Genomic DNA, 19823 nt, shown 5'->3' with positions numbered 1-19823 from the left:
CGGTCAGCCCAACTCCCCCCGCTCCACACAGAACTCGTTGCCCTCGGGGTCGGCCATCAGCACCCATCCGCCGCCGTCGGCCCTGCGGTGGTCCGCGACGACCCGGGCCCCGAGGGAGACCACCCGCTCGACCTCCTCGTCCCGGGTGCGCCCGTGCGGGCGCAGGTCGAGATGCAGGCGGTTCTTCACCGACTTGCCCTCCGGCACCCGGATGAACAGCAGCGTAGGCCCGCCGTCCGGGTCCTGGAGCACCGCCTCCGGGTCGCCGGGCTTGTCGTCGTCGGCCAGCGGGCGGCCGAACACCGCGCTCCAGAACAGGCCGAGATCGTAGGGGTCACCGGTGCTGTCGAAGGTGATGTTGTGGATCGTGGGGAAGGACAACCTGGGCCTCCTGGCCGTTGTGAGAAACACCGGGTGCGAGGTTCCCGGACGCGGGGCCGGAAGTCGAGCGAATAAGTGTCGGAGGGGTCGGGGTTCGGCGGTCGGTTGTCGGCTGCCGGCCGGTGGGAGCTTGTCGCGCCCACGCGGCGGAGCCGCACACCGGCACCGCCTCGCGCTCCTGAAAGGCCCCTCCCGCGCCCCTGAGACGCCGCCCCGGCACACCTGAACGTGGCCGGGGGCGGGAGCACACGGCTCCCGCCCCCGGCCACGTACGTCAACCGCGGTACGCCGGTCCTACTCCTTGCCGACGGAGTCCTCCGCCTCCAGCGCCTTCAGCGCCGGGTCGAGCACGACGTCCTCGTCCCGCGCCTCCGTCGTCGGGTCCTCCGGGAAGTGGCAGGCCGTCAGGTGGTTCTCACGGTTGCCGGAGATCTGGACCAGCGGGGGCTCCTCGCTCGCGCACTTGTCCTGGGCCTTCCAGCAGCGCGTACGGAAACGGCAGCCGGACGGCGGGTGGATCGGCGAGGGGACGTCACCGGCGAGGCGGATGCGCTCACGGGCGTCCGTCTCGTCGTCCATCGCCACCTCGGGAACGGCGGACAGCAGGGCGTGCGTGTACGGGTGACGCGGACGGTTGTAGATCGAGTCGCGGTCGCCGACCTCGACGATCTTGCCGAGGTACATCACCGCGACCCGCTGCGAGAAGTGCCGCACGATGGCCAGGTCGTGGGCGATGAACAGGAACGCGATGCCCATCTCCTCCTGGACCTTCTTGAGGAGGTTCACCACCTGGGCCTGGATGGAGACGTCCAGCGCGGAGACCGGCTCGTCCGCCACGATCAGCTTCGGCTGCAGGGCGAGCGCGCGGGCCACCCCGATGCGCTGACGCTGACCGCCGGAGAACTCGTGCGGGAAGCGGTTGTAGTGCTCGGGGTTGAGCCCGACCAGCTCCAGCAGCTCCCGGACCCGCTTCTCCCGGCCGCCCGACGGCTCGATCCCGTTGACCTCCATCGGCGACTTGATGATCGTGCCGACGGTCTGGCGCGGGTTCAGGGAGCTGTACGGGTCCTGGAAGATCATCTGGATCTCGGAGCGGACCGGCGCCAGCTGCCTGCGCGAGGCGTGCGTGATGTCCTGGCCGGAGTACGTGATCTTGCCGCCGGTCGGCTCCAGGAGGCGGGTGATGAGCCGGCCGGCGGTCGACTTGCCGCAGCCCGACTCGCCCACCATGCCGACGCTCTCGGCGACACCGATGGTCAGATCGATGCCGTCGACCGCCTGGACGGCGCCGACCTTCCGCTTGATCGGGAAGCCGCCGTAGATCGGGAAGTGCTTCGTGAGTCCCTCGACCTTGAGCAGTTCCTCGGTCGACGTACCGGTGGAATCCTGCTGTGTGGGGAGGGTGAGGTTGTCGCTCATGTCTCGGTGCTCCCTAGCGCAGCCGGGGCTGGATCTTGTCGATGAAGATGGTCTGCTTCTGCTCCGCCGACAGATGGCACGCGGAGTCGCGCCCGGCTCCCAGCGACGGCCGTACGTCGGTGCAGAGGCTGCCCGACACCTCGCTGGTGAACGCGCAGCGGGGGTGGAAGGGGCAGCCCGAGGGCGGGTTGAGCAGCGAGGGCGGCGAGCCGGGGATCGGCGTCAGCGCCTCGTTGATGTCACCGTCCAGGCGCGGCATGGAGGTGAGCAGGCCCCAGGCGTACGGGTGCTGCGGCGTGCGGAGGACTTCCTTCACGGAGCCGCGCTCCACGGCCCGGCCGGCGTACATCACCAGCAGGTCGTCGGCCATGTTCGAGATGACGCCGAGGTCGTGCGTGATGAAGATGATCGCGGAGCCGAACTCCTGCTGGAGGTCCTTGAGCAGGTCCAGGATCTGGGCCTGCACCGTCACGTCCAGCGCGGTGGTGGGCTCGTCGGCGATCAGCAGGTCGGGGTCGCACATCAGCGCCATGGCGATCATCGCGCGCTGGCGCATACCGCCGGAGAACTGGTGCGGATAGTCGTCGAAGCGTGTCTTGGGCTGCGGGATGCCGACCTTCTCCAGCATCTGCACGGCCCGGTCCTTGGCCTCCTTCTTGGAGGCGCCGGTGTGCTTCATGTAGGGCTCGGACAGCTGGCGGCCCACCGTGTAGTACGGGGAGAGCGCGGTCAGCGGGTCCTGGAAGATCATCGCCATCTTGTTGCCGCGGAGCTGCTCCAGCTCCTTCTCCGTGGCGGTGACGAGTTCCTTGCCGTCGAAGACGATCTCGCCGTCGACAGTGCTGGTCCGGGGGTTGTGCAGACCGAGGATCGTCAGGTTGGTGACGGACTTGCCGGATCCCGACTCGCCCACGATACCCAGGGTCTTGCCGCGCTCGACGTCGAAGGAGAGCCCGTCGACCGCCTTGACGATGCCGTCCTCGGTGGAGAACTGCACCTTGAGATCGCGGACCGAGAGGAAGCTGTCCGGACCGGTCGGGGCCGGTGCGTCCTCTGGCTTGGTCAGTGTGGTCACGGTGGTTCGTTCTTCCTAGGAGAGCCGGACGCGCGGGTCGATATAGGCGTACACGATGTCGGTAAGGATGTTCAGGATCAGGATGAAGAAGGCCCCGAACAACATGATGCCCATCGTCAGCGGGAGGTCCTTCTGGACCGCGCCGTCCACGGCCAGGCGGCCGATGCCCTGGAGGGAGAAGGTGATTTCAGTGACGACACCGCCGCCGAGTAGGGCGCTGATGTCGATGCCGAGCACGGTGACGATCGGGATCAGCGAACCGCGCCAGGCGTAGCGGAAGAAGACGTACTTCTGTGACATGCCCTTGGCGCGGGCGGTGCGGACGTGTTCCTCCGCGAGCTGCTCGATCATCGAGGCGCGCGCCATACGCGTGTACTGCGCGGTGAAGATGGTGGCCATGACGACCATCGGGATGGAGAGTCCGACGAGCCAGCCGACCGGGTCCTCGGTGAACGGCACGTACTTCGGGTCTTCCATCCAGCCGGTGCTGTAGACGAAGACGATCAGCGCGATCGGTCCGAGGAAGTAGATCTGGAACGAGCTGAGCACCATGGACGCGCCGGTGGAGATCTTGTCCACCAGGGAGCCACGCTTGTAGGCGGAGAGCATGCCCGCGCCAAGACCCAGGACCAGGAAGACGACCAGCGCGCCGATCGTCAGCGACAGGGTCAGCGGGAAGCGGTCCTTGATGAGGTTCCAGACCATGTCGTTGTAGTAGAACGACTGTCCGAGGCAGGGTGCGCTGCAGTGGCCCTGCGGGAAGTCACGGCCGGTCACGATGCCGGACATGAAGTCCCAGAACTGCTGCGCGATGGGCAGGTTGAGCCCGAGTGCCTGACGGATGTCCTCAAGTCTCGCGGGCGAGCAGTCCTTGCCACAGGCCAGTGAGGCGTAGTCGGAGGGCGCCGCGACGAACAGGAAGAACGTGGTGGCGCCGATCAGGAACAGGGTGACGACGGCACCGACCGTGCGCCGGAGGATGAACTGAAACATGGCGGGGGGCTGCTCTCTGCGGAGACGTGCGGAGACGGGATGGGACGGGTTCACGGAACCGCGGGGGTGCGCTCCGCCTGGTGCGCACCCCCGCGATCAGCCGTAGAGAGTTACGACTTCAGGAACAGTCGGGTGATGTCGATGTAGCTCGACTCGGTGCTGTAGCGGGCACCGCCGATGTTCGAACCGTAGAGCTGGAACTGCTTGGTGTACCAGAGCGGAGCGGCCGGGTTGACCTTCTCCAGGATGTAGTGCTGCGCTTCCCGCCAGGTCACGGCAGCGGCGGTCGGCTCCTGGGTCAGTGCCTTCTTGATGAGCTCCTGGACCTTCGGGTCGTTGATGTGCGAGTAGTTCGCGGACCCGTCGGCGACCTGGTCACCGTCGTAGATGGGCGTGATGACCGTGCCCGGCGACGGCCAGTCCTGGCCCCAGCCCGTGACGTACATGTCGTACGGGTTCTTGACCTTGCCGATCTGCTCGTAGTAGCTCGCAGAGTCGACTTCCTTGGCGACGACGTCGATGCCGATCTTCGTCAGCGCGTCCTCGATGGCGACCTTGCGCTTCTGGCCGGCCTCGCTGTTGGAGTACGCGTAGACGAGCTTCTTCTCGGCGGCCGGAACGTCCTTGAGGAGCTCCTTGGCCTTCGCGATGTTGCCCTGGGGCGTCTTCAGACGGCCGTACGGGTCGTACGAGGCCTCGTAGCCCGGGAGGGTCGGGGCGAACAGGTTCGCGGCCGGGTCGCCACCGTAGGCGCCACCCTCACCGGCGATGAGCGACTTGGAGTTGATGCCGTAGGTGATCGCGTCACGGACGGCCTTGTTCTTCACCCGGTCCAGGTTGAACGTCAGCGTCATGACGTAGGGCTGGTAGCCCTTGATCGTGCGCTTGTTCACGGCCGCGTCGCTGATGACCTTCTGGATCTGGGTCGCCTCGACACCACCGGTGAGCTGGATGGCGTTCTTGGACTCGCCCTGGTCCGCGATCAGACGGCTGGTCTGCGTCGACTCGGTGACACCGAAGTCGAAGTTGAAGCCGTCCACGTACTGGTGGCGCACCGAGTCGGTCTTCGGGTCCCAGTTCTCGTTCTTGACGAGCTTCATGGACTTGCCGACCTTGTACTCGGCGATCTTGTACGGGCCGGTCGAGACCGGGGCCGCGTCGTACTTCTCCTTGGTGTCGGTCTTCTCGGGGACGACCGAGTAGCCCGGCATGGCCAGCGTCTGGGGAAGGTCCGGACGCGCCGTGTCGAAGTGGAAGACGACGGTCTTGGCGTCCGGGGTGTCCAGGATCGTGGCCGGCAGGTGCTTGGAGCCGAAGCCGCCGTCCTTCAGCGTGTCGCGGTACTTCGGGCCGCTCAGCCAGGTCTGCAGGTAGGTCGGGCCGTCGAAGATGAACGCGGCGTACTGGCGCTCGATGGTGTGACGGATGTCGGCGGACGTGATGACGTTGCCGTTCTGGTCCTTGACGCCGTCCTTCAGCGTGTAGGTCCAGGTCTTGCCGCCGTCCGAGGACTTGCCCGAGTCGGTCGCGAGGTCACCGACGACCGAGACGTTGCCCTTGCCGTCCTCCTCGAAGTTGGTCAGGCCGCGGTAGAGCAGGTTGGCGACCTGGCCGGCGTCCGAGACGTAGATCTGACCCGGGTCCAGGTGGGTGAGGCCCGACTCCTGGTAGACCTGGACGGTACCGCCGCTCTTGGCGCCGGCGACCTCCTCGGCGGGGCCGGTCGACGCGGCTGCGTCGGCGTAGACGACCGCCTTCGACTGCTCGGCGGCCTTCGACTGGTCCTCCTTGGAGTCCTTGCCGGAGCTGCCGCCCTTGTTCTCGGAGCAACCGGTGAGCGCGAGGGAGCCGGCCGCGATGGCGACCACGATGGCCCGCGTTCTACGCGAATTGAGCGACTTCATTTTGGCGAATACCTACCTGTCAGTTGTTATCCATGAGTACTGCCTGACGTGACCGACAGGCCACGCGGGGGCGGCAGTCACCCCCCACCAATGGACGGTTCAGCGCCCGGACTTGGGGTCGAACGCATCCCGTACGGAGTCTCCGAGGAGGTTGAAGCACAGGATGAAGATCACCAGTGCCAGGCCCGGGAAGAACATGAAGGACGGATCGGGCTCCGCGTACCTGGCACCGGCGGCGAACAGGCGCCCCCAGTCGGGAGTCGGCTCGACGAAGCCGACGCCCGCGAAGGACAGGAACGCGATGGTGAGAATCGTGCTGGGCAGCTGGTACGTGAACTGCACCAGGATCGGCGAGACCACGTTGGGCAGGATCTCCTTGCGGATGATCCGCCACGGAGAGGCACCCGCGACCTTTGCCGCCTCCACGAACTCTCGGTCGCGCAGGGACAGCACCGTGGAGCGGATCAGACGGGCCATGCCCATCCAGCCCAGCACCCACAGCACGATCAGCATGGCCACCGCGCGGAGGTACGTGGGGGTTTCCTCCTGCGGGTCCACGAAGAACGCGGTCACGACGGGCATGAACGCGATGAAGAACAGCTGTGAGGGGAAAGAGAGGAAGAAGTCCGTGACCCGGCCGATCCAGTAGTCGGTACGACCGCCGACGTAGCCGCCGATCAGACCGATGAGGATGCCCGTGACCATGAGCAGCACGGTCACGCCCACCGCCATGAACAGCGAGGTGCGCATGCCGTACATCAGCATGGCGAAGACGTCACGGCCCAGCTGCGGCTCCACGCCGAACCAGTGAGTCCCCGAGACGCCGCCGAAGTAGCCGAGCGGCAGCCCGAACTCGTCCAGGACGGGGGTGTCCGCGTACGTGGGGTCCTGGCCGTACAGCGTGTAGGGGTTCGTCCCGCTGAGCTTGGTGAGCAGGGGCGCCGCCAGCGCGATGACGAAGTAGAAAATGACTACGCAAGCGCAGACGACACCGGTACGGTCACGCTTGAAGCGCTGCCACATCAACTGGCCGGGAGAACGGCCCTCGAGGTTCTTCGCGCCCTTGGACGGCCCGGGGTTCGTATCGAGCTCGGGGTCCAAGGCGATCGAGGGCCCGGAGCCTTCAGCCTTGGCTGGACTGGTCATGTGTGTTCTTCCCCCGGGGGGTTGGAGAGTTGAGCGCAGCACAGATACCGGCGGGTTCTGTGGTTTGGGGGAACTTTCGCCAAGTAAGTCAACGCGCGTCAAGGCCGGAAGGCATAGGGATCTCCCTACCGTCGAAATTTTGAGCAAAAATTGCAAAGATTGACACCTGGTCGCGCTTGACACGTCAAACAGTAAATCCACCAAACGGACATAAAGGGATGGGTTTCTGTTTACATGTCCGAAACTTGATCGTTGGTTCACCGGTATCCGAACAGCGTCGCACAGCGCGCGGACAGGGATACGCACAGGGGGGCGAACCCGTTTCCGGCGTGGCGTCGCGGACATGCCTGAGGCCCGGTCCCCCGCCGAGGGGGACCGGGTCCTCGTGACGCCGGATCAGAGCCTGTTCAGCGCCCGATCAGCCGTGCTTGGCGCGGCTGGCGGAGCGGGCGCGCTCACGGGCGTCCAGGTTCACCTTGCGGATGCGAACCGCCTCCGGGGTGACCTCGACACACTCGTCGTCGCGGCAGAACTCCAGGGACTGCTCCAGGGAGAGCTTGCGCGGCGGGACGATCGCCTCGAACGAGTCGGCCGAGGACGACCGCATGTTCGTGAGCTTCTTCTCCTTGGTGATGTTCACGTCCATGTCGTCGGAGCGCGAGTTCTCGCCGACGATCATGCCCTCGTACACCTCGGTGCCGGGGTCGGTGAACAGCACACCGCGCTCCTGGAGGTTCGTCATCGCGAACGCGGTGACGGCGCCGGCCCGGTCGGCCACCAGCGAACCGTTGTTACGGGTCGCCAGCACGCCGAACCAGGGCTCGTGGCCCTCGTGGATGGAGTGCGCGATGCCGGTGCCGCGCGTGCCCGTGAGGAACTCCGTACGGAAGCCGATGAGACCGCGGGAGGGCACGACGAACTCCATGCGCACCCAGCCGGAGCCGTGGTTGGACATGTTGTCCATCCGGCCCTTGCGGACGCCCATGAGCTGCGTGACCGCGCCCATGTGCTCCTCGGGCACGTCGATCGTCATGCGCTCGACGGGCTCGTGGATTTTGCCGTCGATGATCTGGGTGACGACCTGCGGCTTGCCGATGGTCAGCTCGAAGCCCTCGCGGCGCATCTGCTCGACCAGGATGGCGAGCGCCAGCTCACCACGGCCCTGGACCTCCCAGGCGTCGGGACGCTCGGTGTCGAGGACACGGAGGCTGACGTTACCGATGAGCTCGCGGTCGAGCCGGTCCTTGACCTGACGGGCGGTGACCTTGCGGTCCTTGACCACGGCCTTGTTCTCGGCACCCTTGCCGGTGCCGCCACGGCCGACCATCGGCGAGGTGTTCGTACCGATGGTCATGGAGATCGCCGGCTCGTCGACCGTGATGAGCGGCAGCGCGATCGGGTTCTCGGGGTCGGCGAGGGTCTCGCCGATCATGATGTCCGCGATACCGGCGACAGCACAGATGTCACCGGGGCCCGCCATCTCGGCCGGCTTGCGGGTGAGCGCCTCGGTCATCAGCAGCTCGGTGATGCGCACGCTGGACATGGAGCCGTCACGCTTGATCCAGGTGACGGTCTGGCCCTTGCGCAGCTCGCCCTGCTCGACGCGGAGCAGCGCGATACGGCCGAGGAAGTTGTCGGCGTCCAGGTTGGTGACGTGCGCCTGGAGCGGGGCCTCCTCGTCGTACGACGGGGCCGGGACGTGCGACAGGATCGTGGAGAAGAACGGCTCCAGGCTGTTGCTGTCGGCCGGGACGGTGCCGTCCTCCGGCTTGGTCAGCGAGGCGACACCGTCACGCGCACACGCGTAGACGATGGGGAACTCGATCTGCTCCTCGTCGGCGTCCAGGTCCAGGAAGAGGTCGTACGTCTCGTTGACGACCTCGTCGATCCGGGAGTCCGGGCGGTCGGTCTTGTTGATGCACAGGATGACCGGCAGACGCTGCTGGAGCGCCTTGCGCAGCACGAACCTGGTCTGCGGCAACGGCCCCTCGGAGGCGTCGACGAGCAGAACCACGGCGTCCACCATCGACAGACCACGCTCGACCTCGCCGCCGAAGTCGGCGTGGCCCGGGGTGTCGATGATGTTGATGGTGATGACGTCCCCCCCGTCCTTCGGGTGGTACTTCACCGCCGTGTTCTTGGCGAGGATCGTGATGCCCTTCTCACGTTCCAGGTCGTTCGAGTCCATCATGCGGTCGTCGAGCGACTCGGCGGCGTGCGCGGCGAAGGCACCGGCCTGCTTCAGCATGGCGTCGACCAGTGTCGTCTTCCCGTGGTCGACGTGGGCGACGATGGCGACGTTGCGGATGTCGTGGCGCGTGGCCATATTGCGGCGTACTCCCGGCTTGAGTGGATGGCCTGCGCGTACATCTGTGTTACGCGGACCCTGCCGGGCTGAACATGCCACGGCCTTACCCCATGGTACGGGGCCCTGGGCGAGAAGGCTTTCCGGGTAGCTGCTGCCCCGACTTCAAGGCGTCTGCGCGGGGTCAGGACAAGGCACTCCAGCAGGTACCCAAAGCCCACTAAAAAACCGATCGTCCAAGCTCAGATTCCCCTCAAATCGCATTGTCCCCTTCGACCACACGACTGTAGTTTGACGCTGCCCTGTCAATCTAGCGGGGCGATTCGCTCTCGAAACGGGGAAATTTTGTGAGCAAGAAATTCGTGTCGATGGCTGCTGCCGCCGGCATAGCGATGGCCACTGTCGTGCTCGGGCCGGTCTCGGCCGCGAGCGCAGCACCGGTCATCTGTGAGCCGGGGTACAAGAGCGCTAAGTGGACCCAGCTGAGCAGCACGTGGGTCGTGACCCATGCCAAGCAGATCAACATCGCCCAGGACAGCACCGGTACGTTCACGAAGAGCGCGGTATACCGCACCTCGGTGACGGCGGGGCGTGAGGTGACCGCAGGCGCCAGCTACTCAGCCAGCTGGGTGATCTCCAGCATGGACGCGCACGTCTCCGGAACTCTGTCCAAGTCCGGCGAGAAGACCAGCGAGCGCAGCGAGTCGGTCACTTACAACTTCAACAAGCCGGGTACCTACGTCGTCTTCAGCGGGGTCAAGCGAGCGTCCGGCTACTGGACCGCCAAGACCTGCAACAGCGCTGGAACGGCCTTCGGCAAGGAAGGCTCCGGCAAGGCGCGGAGCTGGAACGTCCTAGCTGAGGGTGGCGTCAAGTGCACCGAGAGGCCAGCTGCGGGAACGATCAAGCGGGCGGCCAAGAACGGCTACTGCTGATTCCGTGAGCGACATGCAGTGAACACGGCCGGGACCTCCTCAGAGGTCCCGGCCGTACCCCGTCACAGGGGTCCCGCAACTCGCGGCGCTTCCTCAGTCACCCGCAGGGCTCGACGGCAGTGTCTCCTCCTTCAAGAACCCCATGTCCTCATAAACAGGCGTCTGGAAGCCGAACGCCCCCACGTTCGCGGTGTTCTTCCGCACAGCCATGAGCTGGGGCCGCTGGAAGAGGGGAATGGACCCGCCGGCCGCCCAGATCCGGGCGTCGGCCTTGCGCACCAGCGAGGCCGACTTTCCCTCGTCCAGGGTGGAGATGGCCTGGTCGAACAGCTGGTCCACCTGGTCGGTGCCGACGCGGGTGTAGTTCTGCTCGACGTTGAGCGACCCGTCGGCGGCGGGCACCGGCTTGGCGTAGATGGGTCGCGCGTCGGTGGCGGGGAACGCGGACGCGGGCCACGAGTACAGCGCCAGGTCGTACTGGCCGGAAGCGATGTGGTCCTTGAAGTAGCTGTCGTCGGAGACCTTGGTCACGGCGGTACGGATACCGACCCGGTCCAGCATCCGCGCGATCCGCTCGCCCACGGCCCGCAGCGTGGCGGAGCCCGGCCCCGAGGGGAGTACGAACCGCAGGGTCAGCGGCTTGCCGTCCTTGGCGAGTGCCCCGGCGGCGGCCCCGGCGGGAGCGGGGGTGCCCTTGGGTGCGTAGGCACCGGGCGCACCGCCCTGCTCCGGGTGCTTCTGGACGGACTGCTTGCCGTCCTGGGCGAGGTTCTTCTTCCCCGAACCGTCCCGGTGCTCCCGGTGGTCCCGGGGGTTCTGATGGTCATCGCGGACGGGCTCGCCGTACGGCTTGTCGTCGTCGCCGACGACATACGTCCCGTCGTCGTCACCGGCCTTGCCTGCCTTGGGTGACGTCTTCGGGGAGGCCTTCGGCGCGGCGGACTTCCCACCGGCCTTCTCGCCCTCGCCCCCGGCGACCTTCTCGCCGTCCTTCTTCCCGGGCTTCCCGAGCGGGCCGCCGGGCACCCAGCCGGCGTCGGCGAGCAGTTCCTCGGCCTCGTCGGTGTCCTGGCCGCCGAGGGCGCCGCTGTTGTCGGCGTAGGCGGTCTGCCCGGAGAGCGCGAGATGACTGCCGACGGGTACGGCGGGCAGCCCCAGCGGCTTGAGGACGAGGCCGGCGATCTCCTCGCGGTCCAGCGCACGGGCGACCGCGCGACGGACCCGCTCGTCGGCGAGGGGGCCGTCGGCGCCGTTGAGGGCGAGCTGCGTGTAGGCCGGTTCGAGGGACTTGCGCACCTCGAACGCACTGAGCGACTGCTGCTGCTCGGCGTACTTGGTGGCCGCGGCGCGCTGCTTGCGCCGGACACCGGCCTCCGCCCCGGCCGCCTCGTCGTCGGAACCGTGCGCGAGGGCCCAGGAACGCAGGGCGCGGGCCGGGGTGAGCGCGGCGCCGGGGCCCTGGAGGGGGGTGGACTTGCCGCGCGCGGCGAGAACGATGCGCTCGGCCTCGGCGGGGTCGATCTCCGCGACGTCCGCCTTGCCGGCGGCGAGCGCCTCGGCGCGCTTGTCGCGCGGTACGGCGTGCAGGACGATCCCGTCGAGCCGCGGGGTACGCCCCCACCAGCGCGGGTTGCGTACGAGGACGACGTCGCCGTCCGCCTTGGCGACCTTCTTGAGGTTGAAGGGCCCGGCGGTGACCTTGAGCTTGCGTCGCGCCCCGTCGTTGAAGGAGTCCGGGGTGCCCATGACCTCCTTGGGATACAACGGCGAGAAGAGCGACTTCCAGTCGGCGTAGGGCCTGCCGAAGGTGACCTTGACCTCCAGGTCGTTCGCGCCGCGCTGCACCTTCTCGATGCGGTCGTACCCCGCGTTGCGGGCGGTCCAGTACGCCGAGTCCTTGCCGGACAGGGCACGCCACTGGGCGGCGAAGTCGGCGGCGCCGATCTCCCGGCCGTCGCTCCAGACGGCCTGCTGGTTCAGTTTGTAGAGGACGACCTGCTTGGGCTCGGTCTCGACGACCTTGGCCGACTCCAGGAAGTCGGCGTTGCGCTGGGGCCGCCCGTTCGGGTCGAGCCGGTACATCGACGGCAGCACGGCCTGCGCGACACGGGTGGTCGTCGCGTCGGCGTCCGCCTGGAAGGTGTTCAGTGTCTCCGGTACGGCGTCCACGGCCCAGCGCAGGGTGCCGCCATCGGCGAGCCGGTCGCGGGCGGCGGGCGCGATGTCCTGCCCGGCAAGTGGCTTGCTCTCTTCGTCCTGGTCACCGCCGCACGCGCTGACCAGGGGCACGGCGAGCACGCCGGCGGTGAGGAAGGCGACCGAGCGCGTGACCGCGCGCAGTCCGACGCCGTGGTGGGACATCAGGTCTACCTCCGGTGGCGTGATATGCCGTTGATCAGATGTACGGCCACTGAAGAGGAAAGGGTTCGGCAGCGGGGGGAGACACGGCGGGCCCGCTCCGGAAGCCCACCCATTTGCCGCATCCACGGTCGTTTACCGCATCTTCGGTCAGGGATCCGGGGGCGGAGCCCCGGGGACGCACACCCCGGCGCACCCCTGTCCCTCAGCCAATCCATGCACACCGCTTCCCACCGGCAGGTGTGACGCGCAACACTCTCAGGCGCATGAACGTCTCCACCAAGGGCACACCCGCCCGGCGGAAGTGAGGTCACGTCATGTCCGTGCACGACGAACTGACGTCAGTACAGCGCTGCCTGGACGACCTGTTGCGTTCGATGGGCCGCCTGGAACAGCAGATCGGCAAGGGCGGCCTGGAAATGCGCCGCCTCCGCAGCGACGCCAACCACCTGCGCGAAAGCCTCGCGCTGCTCCGCGAGGCCGCCCCCGCGCTCGCCCAGCCCCGGCGCCCCGACCTCGTGTCCATCTCCGACACCCCGTACGACAACACCCTGTGGACGGACTCGGACGACGAAGGACTCGGCGCCCGCGACCGTCACGCCCCCTGAGAATCCGACCGGAGCTCTCCTTGGCCACTGGTACCGAACTACCGGATACGGACCCCCATCCGCGACGCGGCGGCGTACGGACCCCTACACGCGCCGCCATCGACGCCCCGCACCTGCGGACCGACCGCTGGTGGCTGGCGCCCGCCGCCACGGCCGCCGGTCTGCTGGCGTTCATCGTGTACTCGACCTGGCGGGCGTTCGCGAACACCGACTACTACGCGGCCCCGTACGTCTCACCGTTCTACTCGCCCTGTCTGGCGGACAACTGCGCGCCCATGCGGCACGGCCCCAACGCCGATCTGTTCGGCGGCTGGTGGGGCATCTCCCCCGCGATCATCATCCTGATCTTCCCGCTGGGCTTCCGCCTCACCTGCTACTACTACCGCAAGGCCTACTACCGCGGCTTCTGGGCCTCCCCGCCCGCCTGCGCGGTGGCCGAGCCGCACAAGAAGTACACGGGTGAGACGCGTTTCCCGCTCGTCCTGCAGAACATCCACCGCTACTTCTTCTACGCGGCTCTGCTGGTCGCCTGCATCCTCACCTACGACACGGTGCTGTCCTTCCGTGACGAGCACTACAACTGGGGCCACATGGGCCTCGGCACGCTCGTCTTCCTGCTCAACATCACGCTGATCTGGGCGTACACGCTCTCCTGCCACTCCTGCCGGCACATCGTCGGCGGCAAGCTCAAGCACTTCTCCAAGCATCCCGTGCGGTACCGCGCCTGGCAGTGGGTCGGGAAACTGAACGCCCGTCATATGCAGCTCGCCTGGGCGTCGTTGGTGAGCGTGGGGCTAGCCGACTTCTACGTGTACCTGGTCGCGTCCGGTGCCTTTGACGATCCGAGGTTGTTCTGATGTCCGTGGTCGACCGCCAGGAGTGGGACGTCGTAGTGGTGGGCGCCGGTGGCGCCGGACTGCGCGCCGCCATCGAGGCACGCGAGCGTGGCGCCCGTACGGCGGTGATCTGCAAGTCCCTGTTCGGCAAGGCGCACACGGTGATGGCCGAGGGCGGGATCGCCGCCGCCATGGGCAACGTCAACTCGGGTGACAACTGGCAGGTCCACTTCCGGGACACCATGCGCGGCGGCAAGTTCCTCAACCAGTGGCGGATGGCCGAGCTTCACGCGCAGGAAGCGCCGGACCGGGTCTGGGAGTTGGAGACCTGGGGCGCCCTCTTCGACCGTACGCGCGACGGCCGGATCTCCCAGCGCAACTTCGGCGGCCACGAGTACCCGCGGCTCGCCCACGTCGGTGACCGCACCGGACTCGAACTCATCCGCACCCTGCAGCAGAAGATCGTCTCCCTCCAGCAGCAGGACAAGAAGGAGACCGGGGACTACGAGTCCCGGCTGAAGGTCTTCCAGGAGTGCACGGTCACGCGGGTGTTGAAGAACGGTAACCGGGTCTCCGGTGTCTTCGCCTACGAGCGCGAGACCGGCCGTTTCTTCGTCCTCGAAGCCCCTTCCGTCGTGATCGCGACCGGCGGTATCGGCAAGTCCTTCAAGGTGACGTCGAACTCGTGGGAGTACACCGGCGACGGCCATGCGCTGGCGCTGCTCGCCGGGGCACCGCTGCTCAACATGGAGTTCGTGCAGTTCCATCCGACGGGCATGGTCTGGCCGCCGTCCGTCAAGGGCATCCTCGTCACGGAGTCGGTGCGCGGCGACGGTGGCGTGCTGCGCAACTCCGAGGGCAAGCGGTTCATGTTCGACTACATCCCGGACGTCTTCAAGGAGAAGTACGCCCAGTCGGAGGCCGAGGGCGACCGCTGGTACGAGGACCCCGACCACAACCGCCGGCCCCCTGAACTGCTCCCCCGGGACGAGGTGGCCCGCGCCATCAACTCCGAGGTCAAGGCGGGCCGCGGCTCACCGCACGGCGGTGTCTTCCTCGACGTCTCGACGCGGATGCCCGCCGAGGTGATCCGGCGCCGACTGCCCTCCATGTACCACCAGTTCAAGGAGCTGGCGGACGTCGACATCACCGCCGAGGCGATGGAGGTCGGGCCCACCTGCCACTACGTGATGGGCGGTATCGCGGTCGAGTCGGACACCGCTGCCGCACGCGGCGTACCGGGCCTCTTCGCGGCCGGTGAGGTCGCGGGCGGGATGCACGGCTCCAACCGGCTCGGCGGCAACTCCCTCTCCGACCTGCTGGTGTTCGGCCGCCGGGCGGGCCTGCACGCGGCCGAGTACGCGAACTCGGCCGCCGACCGCCCACCCATGGACGAGGACCAGATCGACACCGCGGCGGCGGAGGCCCTGCGCCCCTTCTCGGCGGAGGAACCGACCCCGGACGGGGAGAACAGCCGCCCGGCGGAGAACCCGTACACCCTCCACCAGGAGCTCCAGCAGACCATGAACGACCTGGTCGGCATCATCCGCCGCGAGGGCGAGATGGAACAGGCGCTGGAGAAACTGGCCGAGCTGCGGGTACGGGCCCACCGCGCCGGTGTCGAGGGGCACCGCCAGTTCAACCCGGGCTGGCATCTCGCCCTCGACCTGCGGAACATGCTGCTGGTCAGCGAGTGCGTGGCCCTGGCGGCCCTGGAGCGCACCGAGTCGCGCGGCGGCCACACCCGTGAGGACCATCCGGTGATGGACCGCGGGTGGCGCAACGTGAACCTGCTGTGCCGACTCTCCGATCCCGCAAGTGGGTTGGCGGGATCCGACCAGGTGAACGGACTGATCGCCCTCACCCGCGAGACCACCGACCCCGTCCGCCCCGACCTGCTCGCCCTCTTCGAGAAAGAGGAGCTGGTCAAGTACCTCACCGACGAGGAGCTGTACGAGTGAGCAGCAGCGCAGTAAGCGGCAGCGGAGTGAGCAGCAGTTACGAGGCCCGCTTCAAGGTGTGGCGCGGTGATGTGAAGGGCGGCGGGCTGAAGGACTTCGCGGTCGAGGTGAACGACGGCGAGGTGGTCCTCGACATCATCCACCGGCTCCAGGCGACCCAGGCCCCCGACCTAGCCGTGCGCTGGAACTGCAAGGCGGGCAAGTGCGGTTCGTGCTCGGCGGAGATCAACGGGCGTCCCCGGCTGCTGTGCATGACCCGGATGTCGGTGTTCACCCGCGAGGAGACGATCACGGTGACTCCCCTGCGGGCCTTCCCCGTCGTCCGGGACCTCGTCACCGACGTCGGGTTCAACTACACCAAGGCCCGCGAGGTGCCGTCCTTCGTGCCGCCGGACGGCGTGGGCCCCGGTGAGTACCGGATGATGCAGGAGGACGTGGACCGGTCGCAGGAGTTCCGCAAGTGCATCGAGTGCTTCCTGTGCCAGGACACCTGCCATGTGGTCCGCGACCACGAGGAGAACAAGCCCGCGTTCGCCGGCCCGCGTTTCCTGATGCGCGTCGCGGAACTCGACATGCACCCCCTGGACGCGGCGGCGGAGTCCGGCCTGGACCGCAAGAAGACCGCCCAGGACGAACACGGCCTCGGCTACTGCAACATCACCAAGTGCTGCAGCGAGGTGTGTCCCGAGGGCATCCACATCACGGACAACGCGCTGATCCCCTTGAAGGAACGGGCGGTCGACCGCAAGTACGACCCGCTGGTGTGGCTGGGCTCGAAGATCAGGAGGCGGTCGGAGAGTTCATGAGTTCCGGGAGTTCATGAGGTGCGCGGACTCATGAGGAGGCCGATGACCTGTTCGAGGCTGTGTTCGGCGATCCCGCGCATGAAGGCGGGGTCCGGGAACGCGCCGACGTCGAGCAGGCGCAGCGGGCCGGTGGCCAGGGAGAGGTGCATGGCGAGCCGGTAGAGGCGCAGGCGGTTCGGGTCGAGGTCGGGGGCGGCCAGACTCCTGTACAGCGTCCCGAACCGCTGCCTCAGAAACACGTGCTCCCACTCGGCGTCGAAGTACAACAGGCCCTCGATGTCGATGAGCGCCGGTTCGCCGTCCGGGGTCACCAGCACGTGGTCCGGGCCGAGTTCGCCGTGGATGAGGGACAGGGGGCCGGTCCTCGGGCGGACCTCGGCCGCCAAATGCCGTACCAGCGACGTGAGTTCGCCGTGCAGGGCGGCGGCTCGCGGCTGTCGTACGACGAGGTCGTCGAGGTCGTGCAGTGCGCGGTCGGTGATGATCCGCTCGCACGAACTCCCGTGGGACACCCCGCCCTTGTCGACGACGTGGACCTTGCCGAGGCGGGGTCCGGTGGCGCCGTGCAGCACGCCGAGCAGGTCTCCGAGGCGGTCCAGGACCTCGGCCCCGGTCTCCGGGTCGCGGTCGAGGAGCACCTCCAGACTGTCGCCGCCCGGGTGTCCCCGTACGTCCTCGACGATCGCCGTGTCCGCCGGCAGGTGGGTGTGCGAGTGGTCGGCGTACAGGAGGCACGGGGTGCGGACTCCGACGGCCGCGAGGCGGTCGTGGGACGCCGTGAACAGGTCGAGGCCCGTGGCGTGGCCGAGGGGGTCGCGGTGGTCGACGGGTCCGGCGTCCCAGAGGTCCTCGTCCGGCGACCAGACGTACGCGATCACTGTCGTGCCGTCATCGAGGGCGAGCCGGTAGACGCCCTTCTTGCTGCCGCCGCGCACCCGGGTGACCCCGGTCGGCGAACGGTTCCGGCCGAGGGCGGCGCGGGCCAGCGGAGCGAGGTCGGCCCGGGTGAACTCCCTGCGGGTCGTGCCGGTCACGCGTCCACGCGCTCGCGCGTGGAAAGCATCTGGAGGTAGCCGCCCGCCACGATCATCACCATGTTGGCGAGGAAAGCGGCATCGACAAGGGCCGGGGAATCGTCGAACACGCCGAACGCCCCGTACGACATGCTCAGGAGCAGGCCCCCGCCGAAGAGAACCGTTCCGTAGCCCCGCAGTGCGGGCCGCAGGGTCCGGCGCCGCAGCCACGGCAGCAGCCAGCCGGTTGCGACCGCCACCGCACCGCACACGACCATGCCGCCCAGTAGCACTGCGGCCGTCACCGACAAGTACTCGTCCATCCCCCGCCCCCTTCGAACATTTCTGCGGGGACCTTACCCACTCTTCCTCTCCCGCCACCCCTGCCCCGCCCCGGTCGCGCGAGCGCGATCACCCCCATACGCTCACAAACGTGACGCCCTCCCTTACCCGGGGCCGGTCTCGGCGAGCCGCCTCCCACATACCCGCGCGCGTGGCGCACACCGCGCTCGGCGGGGTGATCGGGGTGATGTGGCTCGTGCTGCCCGGGATGACGTCGGACCACGAGAGGTACGGGGGGTACGAGGTACCCGTGTCGGCGGTCGGCAGCGCACCGGCCGTGTCCGACGGCTCCGGCGCCTCCGCCGTCGCAGCCCCGGAGGAGGAGTCCTCCACCGGCGACCTGGTCCTGCCCCTCGTGGTGGCGGGCACGGCGGTCGCGGTGGCCTCGTACGGCTACGCCCGCCGCAGACGCCGTACCCAAACCCGTACGACTCCCGCGCCCCCTCCGCTGCCTCCTGCCGCGCGGCCCACGGCCCCCGAACTCGACCGGCAGGCCCGCAAGTCGCTGGTCGCGGCCGACGACTGTGTACGCACGAGCCGTGAGGAACTCGGCTTCGTGGAGGGGCTGCTCGGCGCCGAGGCGGTCGCGCCGTTCACGGAGGCCGTGCGTTACGCCGAGGCCGAGCTGACGGCCGCCTTCCAACTGCGCCAGGCGTACGACGACAACCCGACGGACGCCTCCCGGAGCGCCCTGGACGAGATCGTCGCCCGGTGTGTGGACGCGGGACGGCGACTGGACGCGGAGGCCGCCGGCTTCGACCGCCTGCGCGCGCTGGAACAGGACATGACCGGCGCGCTCAGACACGCCGAGGTGCGCTTCCGGGAAATGACCGGCCGTACGGGAGCCGCCGAGGCCACCCTCGCCGACCTCCATGAGCGGTACGCGCCCACCGCCTCCTTCTCCGTCACGGGCCGGCTCGAACAGGCGAAGGACCGGCTGGTGTTCGCCACGACCGGGCTCAACCGGGCCCGTCAGTCCGCCGACCAGGGCGAACCGGACAGGGCTGTGCTGCATCTGCGCGCCGCCGAGGGTGCGATCGACCAGGCCGAGGTGTTCGTGGACGGCGTCGACCGTCTCGCGTCCGCACTGGCCGCCGCCGCGCAGGCCGTTCCGGACGCGCTGGACGAGGTGGAGGCCGCGGTCGTGGAGGCCCGTGAGCAGTTGGCCGAGGGTACGGGAGCGGGGGTGCCCGTCGGCGCGCTGGAGGGGCATGTCAGCCGTGCCCGGGCCACACTGGCCGCCGTACGGGGAGAAGCCGCCGCCGGGCCCTACGACCCCCTGGACGCCCTGCGCCGGGTCGCTGCGGTGTCCGCGCCCCTCGGGACGGTGCCCGGTGCCGTGCGGCTCGTCGCACGCTGTGCCACCGACGCGGCGGACGGCTTCGTGGGCACGCACCGGGGTGCGGTGGGTGCCGAGGCCCGGACCCGGCTGGCCGAGGCGCGCCGGCTGCTGGACCAGGACCCGGTCGAGGCCGACGCCTTCGCACGGCGGGCCCTTGAACTGGCCGAGCGGGACGTGCGCGCGCACGGGAATCCGTACGGTGGGCGGCCCGAGCACACGAACGGGGTCGCCGGGGCGGTCCTCGGCGGGATCCTGCTCGGCGATCTGCCGGACGCGGAGGGCGAGGCGCTGACCGGCGGCGCGCCGGGTTCGTTCGGCGGCCCCGCCACGCGTGCGCGGCGGGGTCTGACCCCGCCACGTAAGAACTCGCCGGGAATCCCGTAAGAGGGCCTGAGCGGG

The 19823-nt window shown here is 68.3% G+C and carries 16 protein-coding genes; 6 read left to right on the top strand and 10 right to left on the bottom strand.

The features are described 5' to 3' along the window. Positions 1-3 precede the first annotated feature (3 nt). The 7 genes from OHN74_RS28760 to typA all read right to left on the bottom strand — a co-directional run bounded on the left by OHN74_RS28760 (position 4) and on the right by typA (position 9244). On the bottom strand, positions 4-381 hold the full coding sequence (locus tag OHN74_RS28760; RefSeq protein WP_327697486.1) for a VOC family protein: 378 nt from the start codon (positions 379-381) through the stop codon (positions 4-6). 294 nt (positions 382-675) lie between these two features. After that, positions 676-1800, bottom strand: a complete 1125-nt coding sequence (locus OHN74_RS28755; RefSeq protein WP_327697485.1) for an ABC transporter ATP-binding protein — start codon at positions 1798-1800, stop codon at positions 676-678. A gap of 13 nt (positions 1801-1813) precedes the next feature. Continuing rightward, complete coding sequence (locus tag OHN74_RS28750) at positions 1814-2875, bottom strand: ABC transporter ATP-binding protein (protein WP_327697484.1); 1062 nt, start codon at positions 2873-2875, stop codon at positions 1814-1816. A gap of 15 nt (positions 2876-2890) precedes the next feature. Continuing rightward, entirely contained in the window at positions 2891-3868 is a 978-nt protein-coding gene (locus tag OHN74_RS28745) for an ABC transporter permease (RefSeq protein WP_327697483.1), read from the bottom strand. Positions 3869-3978: 110 nt separating this feature from the next. Next, positions 3979-5772, bottom strand: a complete 1794-nt coding sequence (locus OHN74_RS28740; protein WP_327697482.1) for an ABC transporter substrate-binding protein — start codon at positions 5770-5772, stop codon at positions 3979-3981. Positions 5773-5871: 99 nt separating this feature from the next. After that, positions 5872-6918 carry an ABC transporter permease gene (locus OHN74_RS28735; RefSeq protein ID WP_327697481.1) on the bottom strand — a complete coding sequence of 349 codons (1047 nt, stop codon included), beginning with the start codon at positions 6916-6918 and terminating at the stop codon, positions 5872-5874. A gap of 418 nt (positions 6919-7336) precedes the next feature. Continuing rightward, complete coding sequence (gene typA, locus OHN74_RS28730) at positions 7337-9244, bottom strand: translational GTPase TypA (protein ID WP_327697480.1); 1908 nt, start codon at positions 9242-9244, stop codon at positions 7337-7339. Positions 9245-9570: 326 nt separating this feature from the next. Here typA and OHN74_RS28725 point away from each other — a divergent pair, with 326 nt between their 5' ends. Beyond that, on the top strand, positions 9571-10158 hold the full coding sequence (locus tag OHN74_RS28725; protein ID WP_327697479.1) for a hypothetical protein: 588 nt from the start codon (positions 9571-9573) through the stop codon (positions 10156-10158). Between the two features lie 93 nt (positions 10159-10251). On the opposite strand, the gene OHN74_RS28720 is transcribed toward OHN74_RS28725, so the two are convergent. Further along, positions 10252-12519: an ABC transporter family substrate-binding protein gene (locus tag OHN74_RS28720; RefSeq protein ID WP_327697478.1), complete on the bottom strand. Its 2268-nt coding sequence runs from the start codon at positions 12517-12519 to the stop codon at positions 10252-10254. Positions 12520-12833: 314 nt separating this feature from the next. On the opposite strand from OHN74_RS28720, the gene OHN74_RS28715 reads away from it, so the two are divergent. Genes OHN74_RS28715 through OHN74_RS28700 form a run of 4 tightly spaced genes read left to right on the top strand, consistent with a single transcriptional unit; the run spans position 12834 to position 16727 of the window. Further along, on the top strand, positions 12834-13124 hold the full coding sequence (locus OHN74_RS28715) for a hypothetical protein (RefSeq protein ID WP_327697477.1): 291 nt from the start codon (positions 12834-12836) through the stop codon (positions 13122-13124). Positions 13125-13144: 20 nt separating this feature from the next. Continuing rightward, complete coding sequence (locus OHN74_RS28710) at positions 13145-13981, top strand: hypothetical protein (protein ID WP_327697476.1); 837 nt, start codon at positions 13145-13147, stop codon at positions 13979-13981. Further along, positions 13981-15921 (top strand): fumarate reductase/succinate dehydrogenase flavoprotein subunit, encoded by a 1941-nt coding sequence (locus OHN74_RS28705; RefSeq protein ID WP_327697475.1) that lies wholly within the window; start codon positions 13981-13983, stop codon positions 15919-15921. The genes OHN74_RS28710 and OHN74_RS28705 overlap by 1 nt, the downstream gene beginning before the upstream one ends. Next, positions 15918-16727: a succinate dehydrogenase/fumarate reductase iron-sulfur subunit gene (locus OHN74_RS28700; protein WP_443060465.1), complete on the top strand. Its 810-nt coding sequence runs from the start codon at positions 15918-15920 to the stop codon at positions 16725-16727. The genes OHN74_RS28705 and OHN74_RS28700 overlap by 4 nt, the downstream gene beginning before the upstream one ends. Before the next feature lie 11 nt (positions 16728-16738). Here the strand turns inward: OHN74_RS28700 and OHN74_RS28695 are convergent, their stop codons facing one another. Together OHN74_RS28695 and OHN74_RS28690 are read right to left on the bottom strand one after the other, a co-directional pair. Beyond that, entirely contained in the window at positions 16739-17761 is a 1023-nt protein-coding gene (locus OHN74_RS28695) for a phosphotransferase family protein (protein ID WP_327697474.1), read from the bottom strand. Beyond that, positions 17758-18063: a hypothetical protein gene (locus tag OHN74_RS28690; protein ID WP_327697473.1), complete on the bottom strand. Its 306-nt coding sequence runs from the start codon at positions 18061-18063 to the stop codon at positions 17758-17760. The genes OHN74_RS28695 and OHN74_RS28690 overlap by 4 nt, the downstream gene beginning before the upstream one ends. A gap of 170 nt (positions 18064-18233) precedes the next feature. Between OHN74_RS28690 and OHN74_RS28685 the strand changes: the two genes are divergently transcribed. Further along, positions 18234-19808, top strand: a complete 1575-nt coding sequence (locus OHN74_RS28685) for a hypothetical protein (RefSeq protein WP_327697472.1) — start codon at positions 18234-18236, stop codon at positions 19806-19808. Positions 19809-19823 lie beyond the last annotated feature (15 nt).

Source organism: Streptomyces sp. NBC_00459 (assembly GCF_036013955.1).
Lineage (GTDB): Bacteria > Actinomycetota > Actinomycetes > Streptomycetales > Streptomycetaceae > Streptomyces.
The sequence above is the reverse complement of the archived record's forward strand: the minus strand, read 5'-3'. Positions and strand labels throughout refer to the sequence as shown.